The following is a 21,126-nucleotide window of genomic DNA, read 5'->3' on the forward strand; positions in this document are numbered from 1 at the left end:
GTCATGCCCGAAGCCGCCACAGTCGCCGTTTCCGACGTCACCGATGCGACGTTCGCCGCCGAGGTCCTCGGCAGTGACGTGCCCGTGCTGGTGGAGTTCTGGGCCACCTGGTGCGGGCCGTGCCGGATGGTCGGCCCGGTGCTGGCCCAGCTCGCGGACGAGCGGGCCGGGAAGCTCGCTGTGCGGAAGGTCAACGCCGACGAGAACCCGGAGACCATGAGGTCGTACCAGGTCATGTCGCTGCCGACGATGATCCTGTTCCGCGGCGGAGAGCCGGTGTCGACGATCGTCGGCGCCTTCCCGAAGGCCCGGATCGAGGAACGCCTCGACAGCGTCCTCTAGGGCGTCGTCGCCCTGACGAACGTGTTCGCCACTTCGCGCCCGTACTTCTCGAGATCCAGCGACGGGTCGGCCGCATAAGCCGCGGCCACCCCGTCGATGGCCTGCGAGACGGACATCGCCATCACCTCCGGCGTGAAGTCGCCGAACAGCCCTTCGGCCTGACCCTGCTTGAGCTGGCGGGCCAGTCCGTGCACCCGCATGTCGTCGAGGAGGATCTTCGTCATCGTCCAGCCCTCGGCGTCGTCGGCGTTGGCGGCCAGCTCCGTCAGCACCCGGACGCACTCGGGGTACGAGCGCAGGAACGCGATCGACGTCTCGATGTGGGCCCGCAGGTAGCCGGCCCGGTCCGCCGGGTCGACCCCGCCGCCGGTGCGCTCCTTCAGGAACTCGTTCTTCGTCTCGACCACCGTGCTCAGCACGGACTGCATCAGGCCGGCCTTGTTCGTGAAGTGGTACGAGATCATCCGCGTGCTGCTGAGCCCGGCGCGTTCCTTGATCCTGGCGAACGTGGCTTTCCGGTAGCCGAGGTCGGCGATGACGCCGATGGTCGCGCCGATGATCTGGGCGCGGCGAGCCGCCTCGGCGGCGCTGAGCCCCATCTCGGCCATGAGGTCGGTGTTTACTTGCATGAGTAAAAAGTTACTCAGCTGAGTTAAAGACGTCAAGAGGTTTGAACCACCGCGTCCGGGGTACGGCGAACGGCTCAAAGGCTCATCCGACCGTTGAGGCTTGCCGCGCGTCGCGTTGACCGGTGTTCTCCTGGCGCTTACCGTCGGAGGAGGTAAATCGCCACGATGTGATTCACGGTCTGGGGCCGGATCGTGGTGATTGATCTCCGGCGGGTCCCGCTCCTGGGACCGTCCGGCTGTCATTCGCCGGCCGTCCGGTCGGGCGAGGGGAGGCTTGCGTGGTCGAGGCTGGTTCCGAGAAGCAGCCTGTTGAGGTCGCGGCTGGTGAGCAGGGTGAGCTGTTCCCCGACAACTCGCTGCCGGACGAGCTGGTGGGTTACCGCGGTCCGGCCGCGTGCCAAATCGCCGGGATCACCTACCGCCAGCTCGACTACTGGGCCCGGACGAAGCTGGTCGCACCCAGCATCCGCACGGCGCACGGTTCCGGCTCGCAGCGGCTGTACTCGTTCAAGGACATCCTGGTCCTCAAGGTCGTCAAGCGGCTGCTGGACACCGGGGTCTCGCTGCAGAACATCCGGGTCGCCGTCGACCACCTGCGCGTCCGCGGGGTCCGCGACCTCGCCCGGGTGACACTGTTCTCCGACGGCACCACCGTCTACGAATGCACCTCGCCGGAAGAGATCGTCGATCTGCTCCAAGGCGGCCAAGGCGTGTTCGGCATCGCGGTCAGCGGCGCCATGCAGGAGATCAGCGGGACCATCCACGAGTTCCAGGCCGAACGCGCCGACGGCGGCGTCGTCGAAACGCACCAGCCGGACGAGCTCACCCAGCGCCGCAACGCCCGCAAGACCGGGTGATCACCGCCGCGGGGAGGCGGAGTAAGGTCTCCCGTGCGGTCGACGAATCCGCGCGGGAGAGTCCGAGCCACACCTCGAGCTCGGCGCCGAAGGAGCAAGTCCTCCCCGGAACCTCTCAGGCACCCAGGACCGCGCGGACGAGACGCCTCTGGAAAGCGGGTCGTCAGGACACAACCTGACGGCCCCGCCGACGGTGCAAGCCCGGCTCAACCTCGGGCGAAACTCTCAGGCGCCTCCGGGCACAGACAGAGTGGGGAGGGTGTCCTCCGGGTTTGGGCGAGCTGTGCTCGCGTAACGCGCTCGCCCGAACCCTCCGGAGTGTCTTGTGGGGTGCAACCCCCACGCCCCGCCCGGCGGGCTCCGCCCCCGGACCCCCGCCGTGGTCACCTTCCGCTCTAAAGTCGGGTCATGAGACACCGCCGTTCGGAGGAGGCCATCGTGGATCTCTCGCTTGCCTCGCTCGAACAGGGCGTTCCCTTTGTCGAACGGCACATCGGGCCCGGTCCCGACGAACTTCGCCGCATTCTCGACGTCGTCGGTGTCGCTTCTCTCGACGAGCTCTCCGAGCGTGCCGTTCCCGGGTCGCTGCGGGCGTCAGCCGAGCCGCTTGAACTGCCGCCCGCCGCCACCGAAGTTCAGGCGCTTGCCGAGCTGCGGGGGCTGGCCGCGCGGAACCGGCCGATGGCTCAGATGATCGGGCTCGGCTACCACGACACCGTTACTCCGCCCGTGATCCGGCGGAACGTGCTCGAGAATCCTGCCTGGTACACCGCCTACACGCCCTACCAGCCCGAGATTTCGCAGGGACGGCTCGAGGCGCTGCTCAACTTCCAGACCATGGTCGCCGACCTCACCGGGCTGCCCGTCGCCAACGCCTCGATGCTCGACGAGGCCACCGCGGCCGCCGAGGCCATGACGCTGGTGCGGCGCGCCGGGAAAGCCGCGTCGAACCGGTTCGTCGTCGACGAGGACACCCTGCCGCAAACCCTCGCCGTGCTCCGGACGCGGGCCGAGCCCCTCGGCATCGAACTGGTCGTCGAGGACCTCTCCCAGGGCCTGACCGGTCTCGGGCTCGGCGGCGACTTCTTCGGGATCCTGCTGTCCTACCCGGGCGCGTCCGGCGCGGTGCGAGAACCGGACCTGACCATCGCCGACGCCAAGAAGCACGGTGCGGCGGTGATCGTCGCCGCCGACCCCCTCGCCTTGACGCTCTTGCGGCCGCCGGGCGAGCTCGGCGCCGACGTCGCCGTCGGGTCGACCCAGCGGTTCGGCGTCCCGCTCGGCTTCGGCGGCCCGCACGCGGCCTACCTCGCCGTCCGCAAGGGCCTGGAGCGGCAGCTGCCGGGCCGGCTGGTCGGCGTCTCGAAGGACGCCGACGGCGCGCCCGCGTACCGGCTCGCCCTGCAGACCCGCGAGCAGCACATCCGTCGCGAAAAGGCGACGTCGAACATCTGCACCGCGCAGGTCCTGCTCGCGGTGATGGCGTCGATGTACGCGGTGCACCACGGGCCCGAGGGGCTGCGCGGCATCGCGCTGCGCGCCCACCGGATGGCCACCGTGCTCGCCGCCGGCCTCGCCGAAGGCGGCGTCGACGTCGGGCACGGCGAGTTCTTCGACACGATCACCGCGACGGTGCCCGGGCGAGCGCACGCGGTCGTCGCGGCGGCTCACGACCTCGGCGTGAACCTGCGGCTCGTCGACGACGACCACGTCGGCGTCGCCTGCGACGAGACGACCACGCGTGAACGGCTTTCGTGCGTGTGGAAGGCGTTCGGTGTTTCGGTGTCCGATGTGGATGGTCTCGACGCGGACACGGCGGACGCGCTCCCGGCACCGCTGCGGCGGACGAGCGACTTCCTCACGCACCCGGTGTTCCACGCCCACCGCTCGGAAACCGCGCTGCTGCGCTACCTGCGGCAGCTGGCCGACAAGGACGTCGCGCTCGACCGCAGCATGATCCCGCTCGGCTCGTGCACCATGAAGCTCAACGCCACCGCCGAAATGGAGCCGGTCACCTGGCCGGAGTTCGCCGAGCTGCACCCGTTCGCGCCCGCCGAGGACGCCGCCGGGCTCCTGGAAGTGGTCGCCGACCTGAGCGCGTGGCTCGCGCGGATCACCGGCTACGACACGGTTTCCCTGCAGCCGAACGCGGGCAGTCAGGGCGAGTTCGCCGGCCTGCTGGCCATCCGCGCCTACCACCGCTCGCGCGGCGAGGGTGAGCGCGACGTCTGCCTGATCCCGGCGAGCGCCCACGGCACGAACGCGGCGAGCGCCGTGATGGCCGGCATGCGGGTGGTCGTCGTCCGCTGCGACGACGACGGCAACATCGACCTCGCACACCTGCGGTCCACTGTGGACGAACACCGTGGCGACCTGGCCGCGATCATGATCACCTACCCGTCGACGCACGGGGTGTACGAGGACACCGTCGGCGAGGTGTGCGCGCTGGTGCACGACGCGGGCGGGCAGGTGTACGTCGACGGCGCCAACCTGAACGCGCTCATCGGCGTGGCGCAGTTCGGCCGGTTCGGCGCCGACGTCTCGCACCTCAACCTGCACAAGACGTTCTGCATCCCGCACGGCGGTGGCGGGCCCGGCGTCGGGCCGATCGGGGTCCGCGCGCACCTGGCGCCGTTCCTGCCGAACCACCCGCTGCAACCGGCGGCGGGCCCGGCGACCGGGGTCGGGCCGGTCAGCGCGGCGCCGTGGGGGAGCGCGTCGATCCTGCCGATCTCGTGGGCGTACGTCCGGATGATGGGCGCCGCCGGCCTGCGCCGGGCGACGCTGGTGGCGGTGGCCAACGCGAACTACGTCGCGCGGCGGCTCGGGGAGCACTACCCGGTCCTGTACGCGGGCCGTTCGGGCTTCGTGGCGCACGAATGCATCCTGGACCTGCGGCCGCTGACGAAGGCGACCGGCGTGACGGTCGACGACGTCGCGAAGCGGCTGGCGGACTACGGCCTGCACGCGCCGACGATGTCGTTCCCGGTGGCGGGCACGCTGATGGTGGAGCCGACCGAGAGCGAGGACCTGGCCGAGCTGGACCGCTTCTGCGCCGCGATGATCGCGATCCGCGCGGAGATCGACCGCGTGGCCGCGGGCGAGTGGGCGGTGGAGGACTCACCGCTGCGCCAGGCTCCGCACACGGCTCGCTGCGTGGCGGGCTCGTGGGACCGCGCCTACAGCCGCGAGACGGCGGTGTTCCCGGCCGGCCCGAGCGCGGCGAAGATCTGGCCGCCGGTCCGCCGCATCGACGGCGCGGCGGGAGACCGGAACCTGGTCTGTTCGTGCCCGCCCCCGGAGGCGTTCGCCTGACGCCCACCGTGCCATCGGCGCGGGCGTACGCCGGGCCGAGCCCGCACAGGAACGGGAGGTAGGTTGGCGCCATGTCGAGTGCGCACGGTCCCGATCGGACGTCCGTGGTCGTGACCGGCGGCAGCGGCTTCATCGGCCGGGCCGTCGTGCGCGCCCTTCGCGACCGGGGCGTCCCGGTCACCGTCGTGGACCGGGTCCCGTTCCCGGCCGACGGCGACGACGGTGTCCGCGTCGTGACCGGCGACCTCCGCGACGCCGGCGTTCGCGAGGAGGCCGTGACGCGCGAGACCGCCGGGATCGTGCACCTCGCCGCGTTGACGTCGGTGCTGAAGTCGGTCGAGCTGCCTGAAGACACCTTCGCCGACAACGTCCTGGTGACCCAGGAACTGCTGGAGCTCGCGCGCCGCCGCGAGGTGCCGACGTTCCTGCTCGCCTCGACCAACGCGGTGATCGGCAACGTCGGCACCGCGACGATCACCCCGGACCTGCCGCTGCGGCCGCTGACGCCTTACGGCGCCACCAAGGCGGCGTGCGAAATGCTGCTGTCGGGCTACGCCGGCGCGTACGGCATGACGACGTGTGCGTTGCGGTTCACCAACGTCTACGGCCCGGGAATGTCCCACAAGGACAGTTTCGTGCCGCGCATGATGCGCGCCGCCCTGACCGGCGGCGGGATCAAGATCTACGGCGACGGCCGCCAGCGCCGCGACCTCGTGCACGTCGACGACGTCGTCCGCGCCCTCCTGCTGGCCCTCGACAGCGGCCACACCGGCCGCGCGATCGTCGGCGCCGGGCGTTCGGTGTCGGTGCTGGAGATGGTCGAGGCCGTGCGCGAGGTGACCGGCGCCGAGCTGCCGGTCGAGCACGTCGAAGCGCCGGCGGGGGAGATGCCCGCGGTGGTCGTCGACGTCTCGGCGAGCGCGGAGACGATCGGCTACGAGCCGTCCGTGTCGCTGATCGACGGATTGGCGACGGCCTGGAAGTACTTCTCCGGCCTCGACCGTCCAAACGCGACACGGTGACGGCGTTCCTCCGGCGGCACTGGCTGCTGCTCCTGCTCCTCGTCCCGGCGATCACGCTCCGGGTGCTGACCTGGCTCGCCTACCGGCCCGCGCTGCTGTACATCGATTCGTTCCGCTACATCGACAACCTGCACGCGCTGCGCGCCGACCAGCTCGACCCGATCGGCTACGACCTGGTGCTGCGCCCGCTGCTGGCCGTCGGCGGACTGGCCTGGGTCGCGGCCGTGCAGCACCTCGGCGGGATCCTCATCGCGATCGGCGTGTACGCGCTGGTGCTGCGCCTCGACGGCCGGCCGTGGGTCGGTGCGCTCGCCGCGGTGCCGGTGCTGCTCGACGCCTACCAGCTGCAGATCGAGCAGAACATCATGTCCGAGGTCGTCTTCGAGGCGGCGCTGCTCGGCCTCTTCTGGCTGCTGCTCGGCTGGGGCGCCCCGGGCTGGAAGCGCGCCTGCGCCGCCGGGCTCCTGCTCGGGTTCGCCGTGCTGACGCGGTTGGTCGGGATTTCCGTCGCCCTGCCGCTGCTGGTCTACCTGGTCGTCGCCGGGGGAGCGTGGCGGAACTGGGCGGGCTGGCGCCGGGCGGGCGCCGGCGTGCTGGGCCTGCTCGTCGTGCTCGTGCCCTACTCGGCGCGGGTGCACTCGGAGACGGGCAAGTGGGGGTTGACCGGGCCGTCCGGGAACATGCTCTACGGCCGGACCGCCGCCGTCGCCGACTGCGCGAGCCTCCACCTCTCGCCCGAGCTGCGGGTGTTCTGCCCGACTGAGCCGCGCGAGACCCGGCTCGTGGACAACTACACCCACGCCGACCTCGATCCGAACTGGCCCGGCCCGCTGCCGCCGGGCGCGGACAAGGCCGCGCTGGCGCACGAGTTCGCGATCGACGTCTTGAAGGAGCAGCCCGGCGACGTCGCGGAAGCGATCCTGAAGGACTTCTCCAAGAGCTTCGCCTGGACGCGCGAACAGGACCCGACCGACGTCCCGCTGGACCGGTGGCAGTTCCAGCTCACCTACCCGCAGTGGGCCGACCAGTCGCTGATCGACCTCGTGACGCAGCAGAACGACGGCGTCGTCGCGAGCGCCGACCAGTCCCTGGCGAAGTTCCTGCGCGACTACCAGCTCGGCGGCGGATACGTGCCGGGCGCGGTGCTCGGCATCGGCGCGTTGCTGGGCTTGCTGACCGTGTTCCGCCGCAAGAAACCCCTGGACCGGGCGCGCGCGGGCGCGCTGCTCGCGGCGTCGAGCGGGCTCGTGCTGTTGTTCGCCTCGGCGGTGTTCCAGTTCTCCTGGCGCTACCAGATCCCCGCGCTGGTGCTCTTCCCGGTGGCCGGGGCGCTCGGCTTCACCACCCTGACGTCGGCCGGCCGGAAGCGCCTGGCCGCGTTCCCCGACGACGTCGACCAGGGCGCGCTCGACGACTTCCGCGCCCGCCACCCCGAGCTGGAGCTGGCGCCGCTGACCGTCGTCATCGCGGCCTACAACGAGGCCGGCGGCATCGGCGAAGTCCTCGAGAAGATGCCGGACGAATGCCTCGGCATGCGGGTCGACGTGCTCGTCGTGGTCGACGGCGGCACCGACGACACGGCGGCGATCGCCGAGGACCACGGCGCGTACGTCTGCGTCGCGCCCCGCAACCGCGGCCAGGGCGCCGCGCTGCGCCTGGGTTACCACCTGGCCGCCGAGTCCGGCGCCGAGTACGTCGTGACGACCGACGCCGACGGCCAGTACGACAACAGCGAGCTCGAAGCCCTGGTCAGCCCGGTCGTCGACGGCACCGCGGACTTCGTCACCGGCTCCCGCCGGCTGGGTCACGAGGAGGCTGACAGCCGCGTCCGGTGGCTGGGCGTGCGGGTGTTCGCGGCGCTCGCGTCGGTGCTGACCGCGCGGCGGATCACCGACACGTCGTTCGGCTTCCGCGCGATGCGCGCGGACCTGGCGTGCTCGGTCCCGCTCAACGAGCCGCAGTACCAGTCGTCGGAGCTGATGCTCGGCGTGACCGCGCGCGGCGCCCGGGTCGTGGAGCTGCCGATGAGCATGCGGCTGCGCAAGGCGGGCAAGAGCAAGAAGGGCGGCAGTGTCGTCTACGGCGCCAACTACGCCCGGGTCATGACGGGGACGTGGTGGCGGGGGTACGTGCTGCGCCGCGGCCGAACACGAGCCGGTCGAGCAGGGTGAACTTGACGACGAACACCAGCGCGTAACTGGCGACGTACGCTCCGTCGACGAGCACGACCCACCAGACGTGCGGCAGGTTCAACGGCGTCAGCAGCGAGCCCGCCAGGGTCGTCAGGCCGATCGACGCGAGGCCGCCGAGGCCGATCACGACCAGGTAGGGCAGCAGTTCGCGGCGGACGCGCGGGCGTCCGGTGCGGCCCCACACCCAGCGGCGGGTGACCACGAAGTTCAGCACCGCGCCGGCCGCCCAGGCCAGCGTGCTCGCCAGGGCCGCCGCGCCGCCGGTGCCGAGGACCGCGAGCAGCACGACCTGGCTGAGAACCGTGGCCGCGACGGACGTCGCCGCGGCGCGCGCCAGCCGGGCCCAGCCGCGGCGGCGGGTCTTCTCCGTTGTGCGGGGCCGCACGCCGTTGGTTACGGTCGTCATGCCCCCCATCCTCCCCGCGGGCCCGGCGCGCCGCCGTCCGGGTCCCCTACGCATAGGAGATTCACAGCTCATTGCCAGGTGCTCATCAGTAGGTGATCGATAACGTCGGGTGGCGTAAACGAGCAGGAAAGGCGGCACAATGCGAGTGCTGGTTCTCGGCGGTGACGGATATCTGGGCTGGCCGACCGCGTTGCACTTATCGGACAAAGGCCACGAGGTGGCCGTTCTCGACAATTTCGCCCGCCGCGGTTATGACGCCGAACTGGGTGTCGAAAGCCTGGTCCCGATCGAATCCCTGGCCGACCGGATCGCCGCTTGGCACGAGGTCTCGGGGCGCACGATCACCAGCTACGAAGGCGACCTGCTGGACGCGGAGTTCCTGTTCGAGGCGGTACGCGACTTCCGGCCCGACACGGTGGTGCACTACGCGGAACAGCGGTCCGCGCCGTACTCGATGATCGACCGCGAGCACGCGGTGTACACCCAGCACAACAACGTGATCGGAAATCTGAACCTGCTGTACGCGATCGCCGAGATCGACCCGGCGATCCACCTGGTCAAACTGGGCACGATGGGCGAATACGGCACGCCGAACGTCGACATCGAAGAAGGCTGGCTGGACCTCGAGCACAACGGGCGCAAGGATCGGGTGCTGTTCCCGAAGCGGCCCGGGTCGTTCTACCACCTGACCAAGGTCCACGATTCGCACAACATCGAATTCACGTGCCGCGCGTGGGGGCTGCGCGCGACGGACCTCAACCAGGGCGTGGTGTACGGCCAGCAGACGCCGCAGACGGCGCTCGACCCGCGGCTGGCGACCCGCTTCGACTACGACGCCGTGTTCGGCACGGTGCTGAACCGGTTCGTCATCCAGGCGGTGCTGGGGCAGCCGTTGACCGTGTACGGCAAGGGCACCCAGACGCGCGGCCTGATCGACATCCGCGACACCGTGGAGTGCATCCGGCTCGCCGTGGAGAACCCGGCCGACGCGGGCGAGTTCCGCGTCTTCAACCAGATGACCGAGAGCATGTCGGTGGCCGCCATCGCCGACCTCGTCGCCGACCGGTTCCCCGGCCCGGTGCAGATCGAGCAGCTGGAGAACCCGCGCTCGGAGGCGCTCGAGCACTACTACAACGTGAAGCACACCGGGCTGGTCGGGCTGGGGCTGGAGCCGCACCTGGTCTCGGACACGCTGATCGAGTCGATGTTCGACATCGTGGGAGCCAACAAGCACCGGGTGAACCCGGAGAAGCTGCGCCCGACCGTGCGCTGGCGGGGCGCGCTGAAGGGCTAGCGGTGCGGGTGGCGTGCGGGCTCCCCTGCCCGGGAGCCCGCACGCTTTTTCGTTCAGCCCGGGATCTTGTCCAGGAAGCCGTGCACGTTGGCGATCTTCCCGTCTTCGAGCTCGACGACGTCGAACCCGATGGCGACGGGCTCGGCGCCGGGCGTGCCGAGGTACCACTGGAACCGCGCGAGGTCGTGGTGCGCGTCGGGGTCGGCGGGCAGGCTGAAGGTGAGGCCGGCGAACTGCTGCTGCGCCCCGCCGACGAACTGGTCGATCCCGTCGTGCCCGGTGACGGCCCCGAGCGGGTCGGTGTAGCCGGCGGTGTCGGTGAAGAGGCCGGCGATGAGGGCGCGCCGCTTGTCCCCGTCGGTCTCGTTCCAGACGGCGATGTACTGCTCGACGACGGTGCGGACGTCGGTCATGGTCGTTCCTTTCGTTGGGGGACAACGGTTTCTCGTCGTCCTTCGCTGGGACCGACTTTGGCGGACGCCGCGCGGCGCGTCGATTACGTGAGAGGTAATGCGGCGGCGGCGACCGAGCCGCGCGCGAGCATTACCCCTGAAGTAATGGCAGCCACCCGGTGATCGCCGTAGCGTCGCTCGCGTGACGACCACGGTGCAAAACCGGCAGCGGCCCGTCGGAGAACTCCTCCGGGAATGGCGCGACCGGCGCCGGATCAGCCAGCTGGACCTGGCGATCTCGGCGGACATCTCCACCCGCCATCTCAGCTTCGTGGAGACCGGGCGCTCCAGGCCGAGCCGGGACATGGTGCTGCGCCTCGGCGAGCACCTCGACGTGCCGCTGCGCGAGCGCAACCGGCTGCTGCTCGCCGCCGGGTTCGCGCCCGCCTACACCGAGAACGCGCTGGGGGACCCGGGGATGAACGCTGTCCGCCAGGCCGTCCGGCAGCTGCTCGCGAGCCACGAGCCCTACCCGGCCGCCGTCGTCGACCGGAACTGGGACCTCGTCGACGCCAACGCCGCCACCGGCCTGTTCGTCGCCGGGATCCCGGCCGAGCTGACCACCAACGTCCTGCGCGCGACGCTGCACCCCGACGGCATGGCCCCGCACATCCGCAACCTGGGGGAGTGGCGCGCCCACCTGCTCGGCCGGCTCCGGCGCCAGGTGGGCCAGACCGCCGACCCCGGGCTCACCGACCTCCTCGACGAGCTGCGCGGCTACCCGTGCGACCAGCCGGTGCCCGAGGTGGAGATCCCCGGACCGGGTGACATCTTCGTGCCGCTGAAGTTCCGGCACGAGGGCACCGACCTCGCGTTCTTCAGCACGGTCGCCACCTTCGGCACGCCGCTGGACGTCACGGTCGCGGAACTGGTCATCGAGTCGTTCTTCCCGGCCGACCCGGCCACGGCCGCATACCTGCGCGAGCGGGCCGCGTCGGTGGAATGATGGGGAGCACCCGCGCAGCATCCGACGTGAGGATCACCGGCAGATGGCCGTCCCGCCTTCGCTCGTCCTGTCCGACGGAGTCCGCATCCCCCAGCTGCTGTTCGGTGTCGCGGGCCTGACCGTGGCCGAAACCGGCCGCGCCGTCCGCATCGCCCTCGACACCGGCTATCGCGGTTTCGACACCGCGCCGGGGACCGAGGCGGCGGTGGGGGACGCGCTCGCCGGAGTCCCCCGCGACGAGCTGTTCGTGAGCTTCAAGGTGCCTGCCCAGGGGTACGACGGCACCCGCCGGGCCGCTGACCGGTCGCTGGCCGCGCTCCAGCTCGAACGGGCCGACCTGTGCCTCCTGGACGGCACGAAAGGCGCGTTCACCGACACCTGGCGCGCCCTGAGCCGGCTGCGGGCCGACGGCCGCGTCCGCGCGGTCGGCGTCGCCGGGTTCGGGGTCGCGGAGCTGCGCCGGCTGATCGACGCCACCGGCGCGGTGCCGGTGCTGAACCAGGTCGAGCTGCACCCGTGGCTGCAGCAGCTCCCGCTGCGCGAGTTCCACGCCGAGCGCGGCATCGTGACCGCCGCGTCGAGCCCGGCCGCGAACGCCGGCCTGCTGGCCGACGAGACGGTCACCGCGCTCGCGGCGAAGTACGGCAAGACCCCGGCCCAGATCGTGCTGCGGTGGCACCTGCAGACGGACACGGTCGCCGTCGCGGCTTCGGCCACGACGACCCGGACCCGCGAGAACTTCGGCGTCTTCGACTTCGAGCTGGCCGACGACGACCTCGCCGTGGTGGCCGAGCTCGACAACGGCACTCGCGTCTAGGCCGTCTTGATCCCGGCCGCGACGAAGTCGGCCTGCTGGGGCGGCTGCTCGAGGTACTCGCGGAAAGTCTGTGCCGCGCGGAGCACGGTGTCGTCGATGCCCTGCCCGGTGAGCCCGATGAACGGGTAATCGGCCGAGCGAGCGCTCGCCACCGACTGGGCGGGGGAGCCGATCATCTCGGGTTTCTTCGTGGTCAGCTCGCTGACCCAGTACGACGACTCGGGCAGCCACGCGGCCGGGAGCCCGCCGATCGAGTCGAGGTTGGTCCGGCCGACCAGCGCGTCGAGCACCTGCGAGGACGGCTTGGCCTCGATCATCACGTGCACGCACTGGCCGTGGACGACGGTCGCGGCCTGGTTCCAGCGGTCGGCCGCGGCGGTGAGGGGCTTCTGCGCGCTCGGCGTGACGAGGATCCGCATGTGGGAGGTGCCGCCGGAGCAGCTGGCGGCCTGCGCCTCGGCGCGGCTGTTGAGCTCGCTGTCGGCCCAGTTCCAGCCGATCACGCCGAGCCCGATCAGGGCGGCGAGCACGGCGCAGGCGATCGGCCAGCCGGCGATCCGGCGGCGCGGCGCCTTCTTGCCGACGATCCGGTGCGAGCCGGTGGCCTCGACCTTGCCGAGGGTCCGGTGCGAGCCGGTGGCCTCGCTCTTGGCCGGGGGTGCGGTGGTGTCGCTGCGGCCGGGGACACGACGACGGCCGGGGCTCTCGTTCTCGGTGGTTTCGCTGCGACGGCGGCCGCGGCGCGAGGTGCTTTCGCTGTCGGCCGCTTCGCGTTCGAGGGTGCGGTCGGAGCCGGTGTTTTCGCTCTTGCCGGTGGTCCGGGCGGTGATCGGGTAGTCGCCGGAGGTCTCGCCGTGCCGGGTGATGACCTCGGTCCGCTCGGCCGCGGATTCCTCGGGGCGGATGGGGGCTTTGCCGCGGCGGCGGCCGCCGCCGGATTCGCCGCGGCGGGCCGGGTGGGCGCCGGTGGCTTCACCGCGACCGGCGACGGGGTGGGAACCCGAGGCTTCACCACGGCGGCCGGCGGGAGCCTCACCGCGGCCGGCGGCCGGGTGGGCGCCGGTGGCTTCGCCGCGGCGGGCAGCGGGGGCCTCGCCGCGGGTGGCAGCCGGATAAGAGCCGGAAGCTTCGCCGCGACGGCCTGCGGGGGACGATTCGCCGCGGCCGGCGACGGGGTGCGAGCCGGACGGCTCACCACGTCCCGCGACCGGGTAGGAGCCGGTGGCTTCACCGCGGCGGCCGGTGGGTGCCTCGCCGCGGCCGACGACCGGATGAGAACCAGAAGCCTCGCCGCGCCCGGCGACGGGGTAGGAACCGGAAGCTTCACCGCGGCGAGCGGCCGGGTGGGAGCCGGTCGGCTCGCCGCCCCCGGAGACGAAGTAGCCCGACGATTCGCCGCGAGCGGCGCCGCGGCCGGCGATCCCGAAAGCGTCCGAGATGGAGCTGCGCTTCGGCGTGCCCGGGCCCTGGCCGACGACCGGGTAGGCGCCGGAGGCCTCACCCCGGCCTGCGGTGCGAGGGGCGTCGTCCGGGTGCGGACGACGTCCGCCCGGCGCCCCGGCACGGTCCTGAGGGTGCGGCACGGGCTCGTCGTCCCGGGCGTGTCGCCCCATGGTCGTCCTTTCGGCGTCTACGCATGTCAAGCACGCGCTGCGATGCAATGAAACCGTTATCACCCTAACAGGTGAGTATCGGTGAGAGAATAATCTGACTCACAGTGGCGCGTGATCAGGGTGCTGCGCTGACCAGGCGATGGCAGTGCGCGATCAGGCGAGCACGCACCGGCGCCGCCCGCCGGGCGAACTCACCCTGCGCCCGGGCGTATTCGGCGCGTCCCTCGGCCGTCTCGATCCGCACCGGCGGGTAGCCCAGCGCGGCCAGGTCGTAGGGGCTCGCCCGCATGTCCAGCGTCCGGATGTCGACGGCCAGCTCGAAACCGTCCGCCACGAGCTCCGCGGGTACGAACGGATCGAGCTTGTACGCCCATTTGAACAGGTCCATGTTCGCGTGCAGGCACCCCGGCTGCTCGAGTGCGACCTGCGTCTCCCGCGACGGCGTCAGCTCGTTGCGCGGCCGGGCGTCGGCGGTGAAGAACCGGAAGGCGTCGAAGTGCCCGCACCGGATGTCGAGGGACTCGACGACCTCGTCCGTGCCCGCCGACCCGAGCCGCAGCGGGACCTGGTCGTGCCGCACCGAGTCCGCCGGCTCGCGGTAGACCATCGCCCACTCGTGCAGCCCGAAGCAGCTCAACCGCGGCGCGCGGGAGGCCGTCGCGGTCAGCAGGCCGAGGACGAACTCGGCCGTCCGCGCCTTGCCTTCGGTGAAGCCCGCGGGATCCAGCACCACCCCATCGGCGGTCTCGACGTACCCCTTGCGGTCCAGGAAGCGCCGCGCCGCGGGCCCGGCGAGCGCGACGCCGGGCCCGGGCTGCCACCGCTGCAGGTGCGACGGCCGGTACGAGTAATAGGTGAACAGGAAGTCCAGCACCGGGTGCTTCTCGCCCCGCGAGCGCCGCTCCTGGTGCGGGACCGTCCACCGCCGCATCCGCTCGACGTGCGCCGCCTCCCGGGCCAGCCAGTCCGGTTCGGCGAGCACGTCGACGGCGCTCACGCGCCCACGTGGGTTCCGTCGCGCACTGTGCCCACGTACTCCTCGACGAGGTCTTCGAGCGCGACGACGCCGACGGCGTTCCCACCCGTGTCGAGCGCCCTCGCCAGGTGGCTGCCCTCCTTGCGCATGGCCGACAGCGCGACGTCGAGGCGGGCGTCGGCGCGCAGCTCGGTGAGCGGGCGGGTCTTGGCGTCGGGCACGATCGTCGCCGGGTCGTGCCCGGCCAGGTCGAGGACGTCCTTGACGTGGATGTAGCCGGTCAGCCGCCCGTCGTCGGTGCACACCGGGAAGCGCGAGAACCCGGTGGAGGACACGGCCCGCTCGACGTCGCCGACGGTCGGCCCGCAGGGCAGGGTCGTCAGCTCCGCGGTCGGCACCAGCACGTCGGCCACCGTCTTCTGCACCGACGACAGCGTCTGGGTGAGCCGCCGGTGCTCGGACTGGTCGATCAGGCCTTCCCGCCGCGACTCGCTGAGCAGCTCGGCCAGCTCGTCGGAGGTGTAGGCCGTCTCGAGCTCGTCCTTCGGTTCGACCTTGAACGCGCGCAACAGCGAGTTGGCGACGAAGTTCAGCAGCCAGATGAACGGGTTGGCGATCTTGACCCACCCGACGTGCACCGGAACCAGCCACAGCGCGAGCCGCTCGGGCTCGGCGATCGCGAGGTTCTTCGGCACCATCTCGCCGATCAGGACGTGCAGCACGGTGATGAACGCCAGTGCGATGGCGAACGAGACCGCGTGCAGCAGCGTCTCGGGCAGGCCCAGCAGGTCGAAGAACGCCGACAGCCGGTGGGCGATCGCGGGCTCGCCGAGGCGGCCGAGCAACAGCGAGCAGATGGTGATGCCCAGCTGCGCGCCGGCGAGCATCAGCGACACGTGCTTGCTCGCGTTGATCACGATCTTCGCGCGCGTCTTGCCCTGCTCCAGCAGCGCTTCGAGCCTGTCGCGCCGCGAGGAGATCAGCGTGAACTCCGCGCCGACGAAGAAGGCGTTGGTCAGCAGCAGGACCACGACGAGGGCGATGTTCAGCCAGTCGCTCACGAGACCACCTCGGCTTCCGCCATCGTCTCGACCGGGGCCACTTCGACCTCGGCGATCCGGCGCTTGTCCATGGTGGTGACGGTGAGCCGCCAATCGCCGACCTCGGCGGCGTCACCCTCGGCGGGGATCTTGCCCAGCCGCTCGAGGATCAGCCCGGCGATGGTCTCGTAGTCGCCGTCGGGCATCCGGAACCCGGTGACGTCGGTGACTTCGTCGGCGCGCAGCTGCCCGGACACCAGCCAGCTGTCGGTGCCGACCTGCTGCGAGGCCGGGCCCTCGTGGTCGTCGTGCTCGTCGCGGACATCGCCGATGATCTCCTCGACGACGTCCTCGAGGGTCACGAGCCCGGCCGTGCCGCCGTACTCGTCGACGACGATCGCCAGCTGGAAGCGGGAGTCGCGCAGCCGGTTGAGCAGGTCGTCGCCGGGCAGCGACTCGGGCACGGTCGGCACCGGCCGCATGACCGAGCCGATCGGCACGGCGGCGCGATCGGCGGCGGGCACCGCGAAGGCCTGCTTGACGTGCACGGCGCCGCGGACGTCGTCGAGATCTTCGGCGTGCACCGGGAACCGCGAGAAGCCGGTGCGGCGCGAGATGTCGATCAGGTCCTCGATGGTGTCGTCGATCGCCAGCGACTCGAGCTGCACGCGCGGGGTCATGAGCTCCTCCGCGGTGCGCTCGCCGAACCGCAGCGAACGGTCCAGCAGTTCGGCGGTCGAGGTGTCGAGCGTGCCGCTTTCGGCGCTGGAGCGCACGATCGAGCCCAGCTCCTGCGGCGAGCGGGCGGACCGCAGCTCTTCCTGGGGCTCGACGCCGAACTTGCGCACGAGGAAGTTCGCGCTGTTGTTCATGATCGTGATGAGCCAGCGGAACAGCGCGGAGAACCGTGAGTGGTAGCCGGTGACGGCGCGGGCGGTCGGCAGCGGCCGGGCGATGGCGAGGTTCTTCGGCACCATTTCGCCGAGGATCATCGACAGCGAGGTGGCGATGATCAGGGCGAGCACGATCGACGCTCCCGCGGCGAACGCCTCGGGCAGCCCGACCGCGGTGAGCAGCGGCCGGACGAGCTCGCCGATGAGCGGCTCGGCCAGGTACCCGGTGATCAGCGTGGTGAGCGTGATCGCGACCTGGGCGCCGGAGAGCTGGAAGGACAGCGTCCGGTGGGCCTTTTGGACGGTCAGGGCGCGGCGATCGCCGACTTGGCGGACGTTGGCCTCGACGGTGCTGCGCTCGAGCGCGGTCAGCGAGAACTCGGCCGCGACGGCGAGCCCGGTGCCCACGGTCAGCAGCACGAAGAGGAGGACGCCGAGCACGGCGAAGAGCACTTGGATCATTCCGCACCCGCCCGGTCGGCGGGGGATGAACCCATCGGACAGCCGGGTCGGTCACCCGGCTCGGTACTGTCACCAGGTGACTGCGCTGCGCGCACGAAACGGTCACTCCCAGCAGTGAATCGGTGTGTACTGCGATTGTGCGGACAATCTTAACGGTTCCCCGGCGCCGGCCGCCGGGGATATCGGTGTGTCGGCGCGCTCACCTCGGCGGGTGATCCGGCGCGAGTCCCTTCCGAGCGGGGTCACGGGCCGGGTTCGGCGGTCGAATGGGCTGCCCGGTGAAGTGGCCGCGCGCGCCCACTTCACCTCGTCGGGTGATTCAGTGCGGCTCCCGCCCGAGCAGGGCCACCAGCCGCGCGGCGGGGCCCGCGCCGCGGGGCACCGGGACCGGGGGGTCGAAGGTGCCGAGTCCCTGCCACTCGTCCACCCACGGCCGGACGACGTCGAGGAGGCGTCCGGCGAGTTCCTCGGTCACCGGGCAGGGGAGACCCAGCGCCGTCGCGAGGTCCCAGGCGTGCACCGCCGCGTCGATCGTCATCTGCCAGCCGTACTCGCGGGCGGGGAGCAGCCCGGTCGACACGTGCACCGCGCGTTCGAGCACGCCGTCGTCGAGGAAGGCCTCGCGGGCGGCTTCGGCGGCCGCGTCCCAGGCGGCCACCGGGTCGTCGCCGAGGACGTCGCCGTCGAAGCGGTCGCCCACGTCGTCCAAAGTGGCCCCGGCCAGCAGGGAGGGCGCCCACAGCTGTTCGGCGACGAGGTGGTTCACGAGGTCGCGGACCGTCCACTCGGTGCACGGCGTCCGGCGGCCCCAGTCGGCCTCGCCGGCCGCGTGCACCGCGCCGCCGAAGGCCCGCAACGCGTGGCCGTGCGCCTCGAGGAGATCCACGCGGGCCATTGGACCACGAGGGATCAGGTGGTGCCGGGCCGGTGCCGCCGCACCGTCTCCTCGACGAGGTCGAGCACCGGCCCGAGGCCGGCGGCCGGCAGACCCATGGCCAGGTGCGAGACCAGTCCTTCGAGGACCAGCTCCAGGAACGCGGTGAGGACGTCGACGTCGACGTCGTCGCGCAGGATCCCGGCCTCCCGCTGGCGCAGCAGGCGCAGGCGGGTGGCGGTGGTCAGCTGCTCGGACCGCTCGGCCCAGCGGCCGCGGAACTCCGGATCGGTGCGCAGCCGCCGGGAGACTTCGAGGCGAGTGCCGAGCCAGTCGGCGGGGTGGTCGCCGCCGGCGAGCAGGTCGCGCATCACCTGGACGAGGCCCTGTTCGGCGACGACGTCGGCCATCCGGACGGCGTCGTCTTCGGCGAGGGCGAGGAAGAGCGACTCCTTGTCGCGGAAGTGGTGGAAGATCGCGCCCCGGGACAGCCCGGTGGCTTCCTCCAGGCGCCGGACTGTGGCACCTTCGTAGCCGTAGCGTGCGAAGCACACGCGCGAGCCGTCGAGGATCTGGCGCCGTCGTGCGTCGAGGTGATCCTGGCTTACGCGTGGCATCCTGAAATCCTGGCACCGCGGACCCGGATCTCGCAATCCGTACGTACGTACTGTGACCCGGAGTGCCCGGGAACCGAACCGGAACCCCCATCGTCGGAACATTGCGGCGATTCGCTGACACGGCGTGAGACAGTTGGCTAATCTTTGCACCATCACGGTGGGTGAACTGAGGGGACGGTGCGGGGCGTGATCATCGGCGAAGCCGGGCAGGCGGTCCAGGCGGTCTGGGGTGGCGACATCCTGGGCCAGAGCGGCCACGTCTACGGCGGCGGTGGCGGCGGGGGCGGCCAGTTCAAGATGGACCCCGAGGAGCTCGCCTCGGTGATCGGCCTCTGGGAAGACGAGCTGGACAAGATCGTCGACGACGCGCGCACGATCGATGGGCTCATGAACCTCGTGCTTTCCCCCGGGGAGGACCCGGCGAGCGGAAGTTTCGCGTCGGCCGGCGGCAATTCGATCGCTTCGCTGCAGGCGCAGAACGAGTCGATGCGCAAGTACGTGCAGGACTACATCAAGAAGCTCAAGGAAGCGCAGACGAAGACCGTCGCGACCGACCAAGGCATGTCCGAGACCTTCGGGCAGGCGACGTGAGCCTGGGCAAGGCCACCCGCGCGAGTATTCTCGGCGGGGCTGTTCTCGTTGCCTGCGCGCTGGCGGCCGGTTGCACCTCCGAGACCGGTGGCACGGCCAACGCGGTGGACCCCGAGTCCTCGCCGGGAACGTCGTCGTCGGCCGCGGGGCCGACCGGAAGTGTTCCGAAGGTGACCACTCCGTTGGACGTGACGAAGTACGAAAACGACACGTGCAGGCTTGTCCCCAACGACGAGCTGACCAGGCTGAAGTTCACCGACCCCGGCGAGCCGCGCCCGCGGGACAGCAATGCCGAGAACCAGTCGGGTCCCAGCTGCGGCTGGAAGATCAAGGGCGAAGGGATCAGCCTGCTGGTCATCCTCGGGACCGGGAACCGCGACGCCGGTGGCGGCGGGTTGGCCGGCATCCAGGCCGCCTATGAACGTCCGAAGAACCCCATCAAGTTCATCGAGCGCGCGCCCGACATCGAGGGATATCCCGCGGTGTACTTCGACACGCGCGACCGCCGCCCGAACGGCAACTGCAGCATGGCGATCGGCGTCGCCGACGACCTGGCGGTTTCCGTCTTCGCGGAAGGGTATGAGGGGCAACAGGATTCCTGCGACGCCGCGCAAGGCGCCGCGGCCGCGATGGTCAAAACACTCAAGGGGGCTTGACGAGTGGACGGCAAGCAGATCTACGACAACTTCAAGCAGGGCGACACCGCGGGACTCCAGCGGATGTCCGAGTCGGTGAACAAGCTCTCGGAGGCCTACCAGGCTCGCGCGGAGGGCATCAAGGCGCTCCAGAGCCGGATGAAGCAGGCCTGGACCGGGAGCGCCGCCGACGTGGCCAACGCCGGCGCCGGTCCGCTCGAACTGGCCTTCGCCGAGACCGCGCTGCCGCTCGACGAGACCAAGGCTTCCGTCGACACCCAGACCGAGGTCTTCGACCACTCCAGCAACACCGTCGTGCAGGTGCCGCCCAAGCCCGAGAAGCCCAGTCCCTGGTCGCTCGGACTGAAGGCGGCCATCCCGATCGCCGGGCCGTTCATGGCCAAGGACGACGTCGACTCCTACCAGGAGGGCGTCGCCAAGTACAACGCGGCCAACGAGACCAACGTCCGCGTGATGGACCAGTACAACGTCGTCACCAACGGCACGAGCGCCTCGCTTCCCTCGGACTACGGCGTCCTCGAGTCCGACGGTGCCGCCATCGCCGTGAACAAGCCGGATGGCCCCGGGCCGATCATCGTCGACCGGCACCGGTGGTATCCGGAGGGCGGGGGCGGCGACCCCGGCGACGACGACAGCACCTCGACCACCAGCGTCGACACCACGAAGACCGGTGGCTCCGACAAGCCGGGGCAGACCGACACGACCCGGCCCACCGACACCGGTCGTCCGACGGACACCGGCCGCCCTACCGACACCGGACGGCCGACCGACACCACGCGGCCGACGGACACGACGCGTCCGACCGACACCACCCGGCCCACGAGCACGACCTGGCCGACGACGTCGCTGCCGACCGACCAGCGGACCACCGACCGGCCCGGCAAGACGCCGCCCGGCACCGGTGGGATCGACTTCTACCCCACCAACACCGGCGGGGGCGGCGGCCAGAACTACTCGAACACCTTCGGCAGCGACCCCAACTCGAGCACCGGCGGCCGCGGGCCGAACAGCGGCAACGCCGGCAGCCGGCTGCTCGACTCCAACGGTCGCCCGATCGGCGGCACCGGCAGCGGCGCGGGCGGCAGTGGCTCCGGCGCGGCGGGGGAGCGCGGACTCGGCGGCGGCCGCGGTT

General features: G+C 71.1%; 20 protein-coding genes and 1 riboswitch. Of the genes, 11 read left to right on the forward strand and 9 right to left on the reverse strand.

All coding sequences use genetic code 11. The features are described 5' to 3' along the window. Positions 1-3 precede the first annotated feature (3 nt). Positions 4-342, forward strand: a complete 339-nt coding sequence (gene trxA / locus AB0N03_RS32740; protein ID WP_364379682.1) for a thioredoxin — start codon at positions 4-6, stop codon at positions 340-342. On the opposite strand, the gene AB0N03_RS32745 is transcribed toward trxA, so the two are convergent. After that, positions 339-971 (reverse strand): TetR/AcrR family transcriptional regulator, encoded by a 633-nt coding sequence (locus AB0N03_RS32745; protein ID WP_364379685.1) that lies wholly within the window; start codon positions 969-971, stop codon positions 339-341. The two genes, trxA and AB0N03_RS32745, sit on opposite strands and share 4 nt — an antisense overlap. 278 nt (positions 972-1,249) lie before the next feature. Between AB0N03_RS32745 and AB0N03_RS32750 the strand changes: the two genes are divergently transcribed. From AB0N03_RS32750 to AB0N03_RS32765, 4 genes are all read left to right on the forward strand, one after another. Then, positions 1,250-1,828 (forward strand): MerR family transcriptional regulator, encoded by a 579-nt coding sequence (locus AB0N03_RS32750; protein WP_364379688.1) that lies wholly within the window; start codon positions 1,250-1,252, stop codon positions 1,826-1,828. 43 nt (positions 1,829-1,871) lie between these two features. Next, positions 1,872-1,970, forward strand: a riboswitch (glycine riboswitch). A 266-nt stretch (positions 1,971-2,236) separates the two neighbouring features. Continuing rightward, positions 2,237-5,143: an aminomethyl-transferring glycine dehydrogenase gene (gene gcvP / locus AB0N03_RS32755; RefSeq protein ID WP_364379691.1), complete on the forward strand. Its 2,907-nt coding sequence runs from the start codon at positions 2,237-2,239 to the stop codon at positions 5,141-5,143. 71 nt (positions 5,144-5,214) lie between these two features. After that, positions 5,215-6,165, forward strand: a complete 951-nt coding sequence (locus AB0N03_RS32760) for an NAD-dependent epimerase/dehydratase family protein (protein ID WP_364379694.1) — start codon at positions 5,215-5,217, stop codon at positions 6,163-6,165. After that, positions 6,162-8,336 (forward strand): glycosyltransferase, encoded by a 2,175-nt coding sequence (locus AB0N03_RS32765; protein WP_364379697.1) that lies wholly within the window; start codon positions 6,162-6,164, stop codon positions 8,334-8,336. The genes AB0N03_RS32760 and AB0N03_RS32765 overlap by 4 nt, the downstream gene beginning before the upstream one ends. On the opposite strand, the gene AB0N03_RS32770 is transcribed toward AB0N03_RS32765, so the two are convergent. After that, on the reverse strand, positions 8,266-8,763 hold the full coding sequence (locus AB0N03_RS32770) for a GtrA family protein (protein ID WP_364379699.1): 498 nt from the start codon (positions 8,761-8,763) through the stop codon (positions 8,266-8,268). The genes AB0N03_RS32765 and AB0N03_RS32770 overlap by 71 nt on opposite strands. 139 nt (positions 8,764-8,902) lie before the next feature. On the opposite strand from AB0N03_RS32770, the gene AB0N03_RS32775 reads away from it, so the two are divergent. Then, entirely contained in the window at positions 8,903-10,057 is a 1,155-nt protein-coding gene (locus AB0N03_RS32775) for an NAD-dependent epimerase/dehydratase family protein (protein ID WP_364379702.1), read from the forward strand. 53 nt (positions 10,058-10,110) lie between these two features. On the opposite strand, the gene AB0N03_RS32780 is transcribed toward AB0N03_RS32775, so the two are convergent. Beyond that, positions 10,111-10,470 carry a nuclear transport factor 2 family protein gene (locus AB0N03_RS32780; protein ID WP_364379705.1) on the reverse strand — a complete coding sequence of 120 codons (360 nt, stop codon included), beginning with the start codon at positions 10,468-10,470 and terminating at the stop codon, positions 10,111-10,113. A gap of 181 nt (positions 10,471-10,651) precedes the next feature. Here AB0N03_RS32780 and AB0N03_RS32785 point away from each other — a divergent pair, with 181 nt between their 5' ends. Both AB0N03_RS32785 and AB0N03_RS32790 read left to right on the forward strand, forming a co-directional pair. Beyond that, complete coding sequence (locus AB0N03_RS32785; RefSeq protein ID WP_364379708.1) at positions 10,652-11,455, forward strand: helix-turn-helix transcriptional regulator; 804 nt, start codon at positions 10,652-10,654, stop codon at positions 11,453-11,455. 43 nt (positions 11,456-11,498) lie between these two features. Next, complete coding sequence (locus AB0N03_RS32790; RefSeq protein WP_364379711.1) at positions 11,499-12,272, forward strand: aldo/keto reductase; 774 nt, start codon at positions 11,499-11,501, stop codon at positions 12,270-12,272. Here the strand turns inward: AB0N03_RS32790 and AB0N03_RS32795 are convergent. From AB0N03_RS32795 to AB0N03_RS32820, 6 genes are all read right to left on the reverse strand, one after another. Beyond that, entirely contained in the window at positions 12,269-13,885 is a 1,617-nt protein-coding gene (locus AB0N03_RS32795; protein WP_364379714.1) for a hypothetical protein, read from the reverse strand. The genes AB0N03_RS32790 and AB0N03_RS32795 overlap by 4 nt on opposite strands. Positions 13,886-14,000: 115 nt before the next feature. After that, positions 14,001-14,882, reverse strand: a complete 882-nt coding sequence (locus AB0N03_RS32800; RefSeq protein ID WP_364379717.1) for a 3-methyladenine DNA glycosylase — start codon at positions 14,880-14,882, stop codon at positions 14,001-14,003. After that, positions 14,879-15,922 carry a hemolysin family protein gene (locus AB0N03_RS32805; RefSeq protein ID WP_364379720.1) on the reverse strand — a complete coding sequence of 348 codons (1,044 nt, stop codon included), beginning with the start codon at positions 15,920-15,922 and terminating at the stop codon, positions 14,879-14,881. The genes AB0N03_RS32800 and AB0N03_RS32805 overlap by 4 nt, the downstream gene beginning before the upstream one ends. Next, on the reverse strand, positions 15,919-17,256 hold the full coding sequence (locus AB0N03_RS32810; protein ID WP_364379723.1) for a hemolysin family protein: 1,338 nt from the start codon (positions 17,254-17,256) through the stop codon (positions 15,919-15,921). The genes AB0N03_RS32805 and AB0N03_RS32810 overlap by 4 nt, the downstream gene beginning before the upstream one ends. 319 nt (positions 17,257-17,575) lie before the next feature. After that, positions 17,576-18,151: a TIGR03086 family metal-binding protein gene (locus AB0N03_RS32815; protein ID WP_364379725.1), complete on the reverse strand. Its 576-nt coding sequence runs from the start codon at positions 18,149-18,151 to the stop codon at positions 17,576-17,578. Between the two features lie 14 nt (positions 18,152-18,165). Then, on the reverse strand, positions 18,166-18,747 hold the full coding sequence (locus AB0N03_RS32820) for a helix-turn-helix domain-containing protein (RefSeq protein ID WP_364379728.1): 582 nt from the start codon (positions 18,745-18,747) through the stop codon (positions 18,166-18,168). 186 nt (positions 18,748-18,933) lie between these two features. Here AB0N03_RS32820 and AB0N03_RS32825 point away from each other — a divergent pair, with 186 nt between their 5' ends. From AB0N03_RS32825 to AB0N03_RS32835, 3 genes are all read left to right on the forward strand, one after another. Further along, positions 18,934-19,338: a hypothetical protein gene (locus tag AB0N03_RS32825; RefSeq protein WP_364379731.1), complete on the forward strand. Its 405-nt coding sequence runs from the start codon at positions 18,934-18,936 to the stop codon at positions 19,336-19,338. After that, complete coding sequence (locus AB0N03_RS32830) at positions 19,335-19,994, forward strand: DUF3558 domain-containing protein (RefSeq protein ID WP_364379734.1); 660 nt, start codon at positions 19,335-19,337, stop codon at positions 19,992-19,994. The genes AB0N03_RS32825 and AB0N03_RS32830 overlap by 4 nt, the downstream gene beginning before the upstream one ends. Positions 19,995-19,997: 3 nt before the next feature. Next, positions 19,998-21,126 (forward strand): hypothetical protein (locus AB0N03_RS32835; protein ID WP_364379737.1); only part of this gene is annotated, 1,129 nt, incomplete at its 3' end.

The sequence above is a fragment of the Amycolatopsis sp. NPDC051061 genome (assembly GCF_040682935.1).
GTDB lineage: Bacteria > Actinomycetota > Actinomycetes > Mycobacteriales > Pseudonocardiaceae > Amycolatopsis.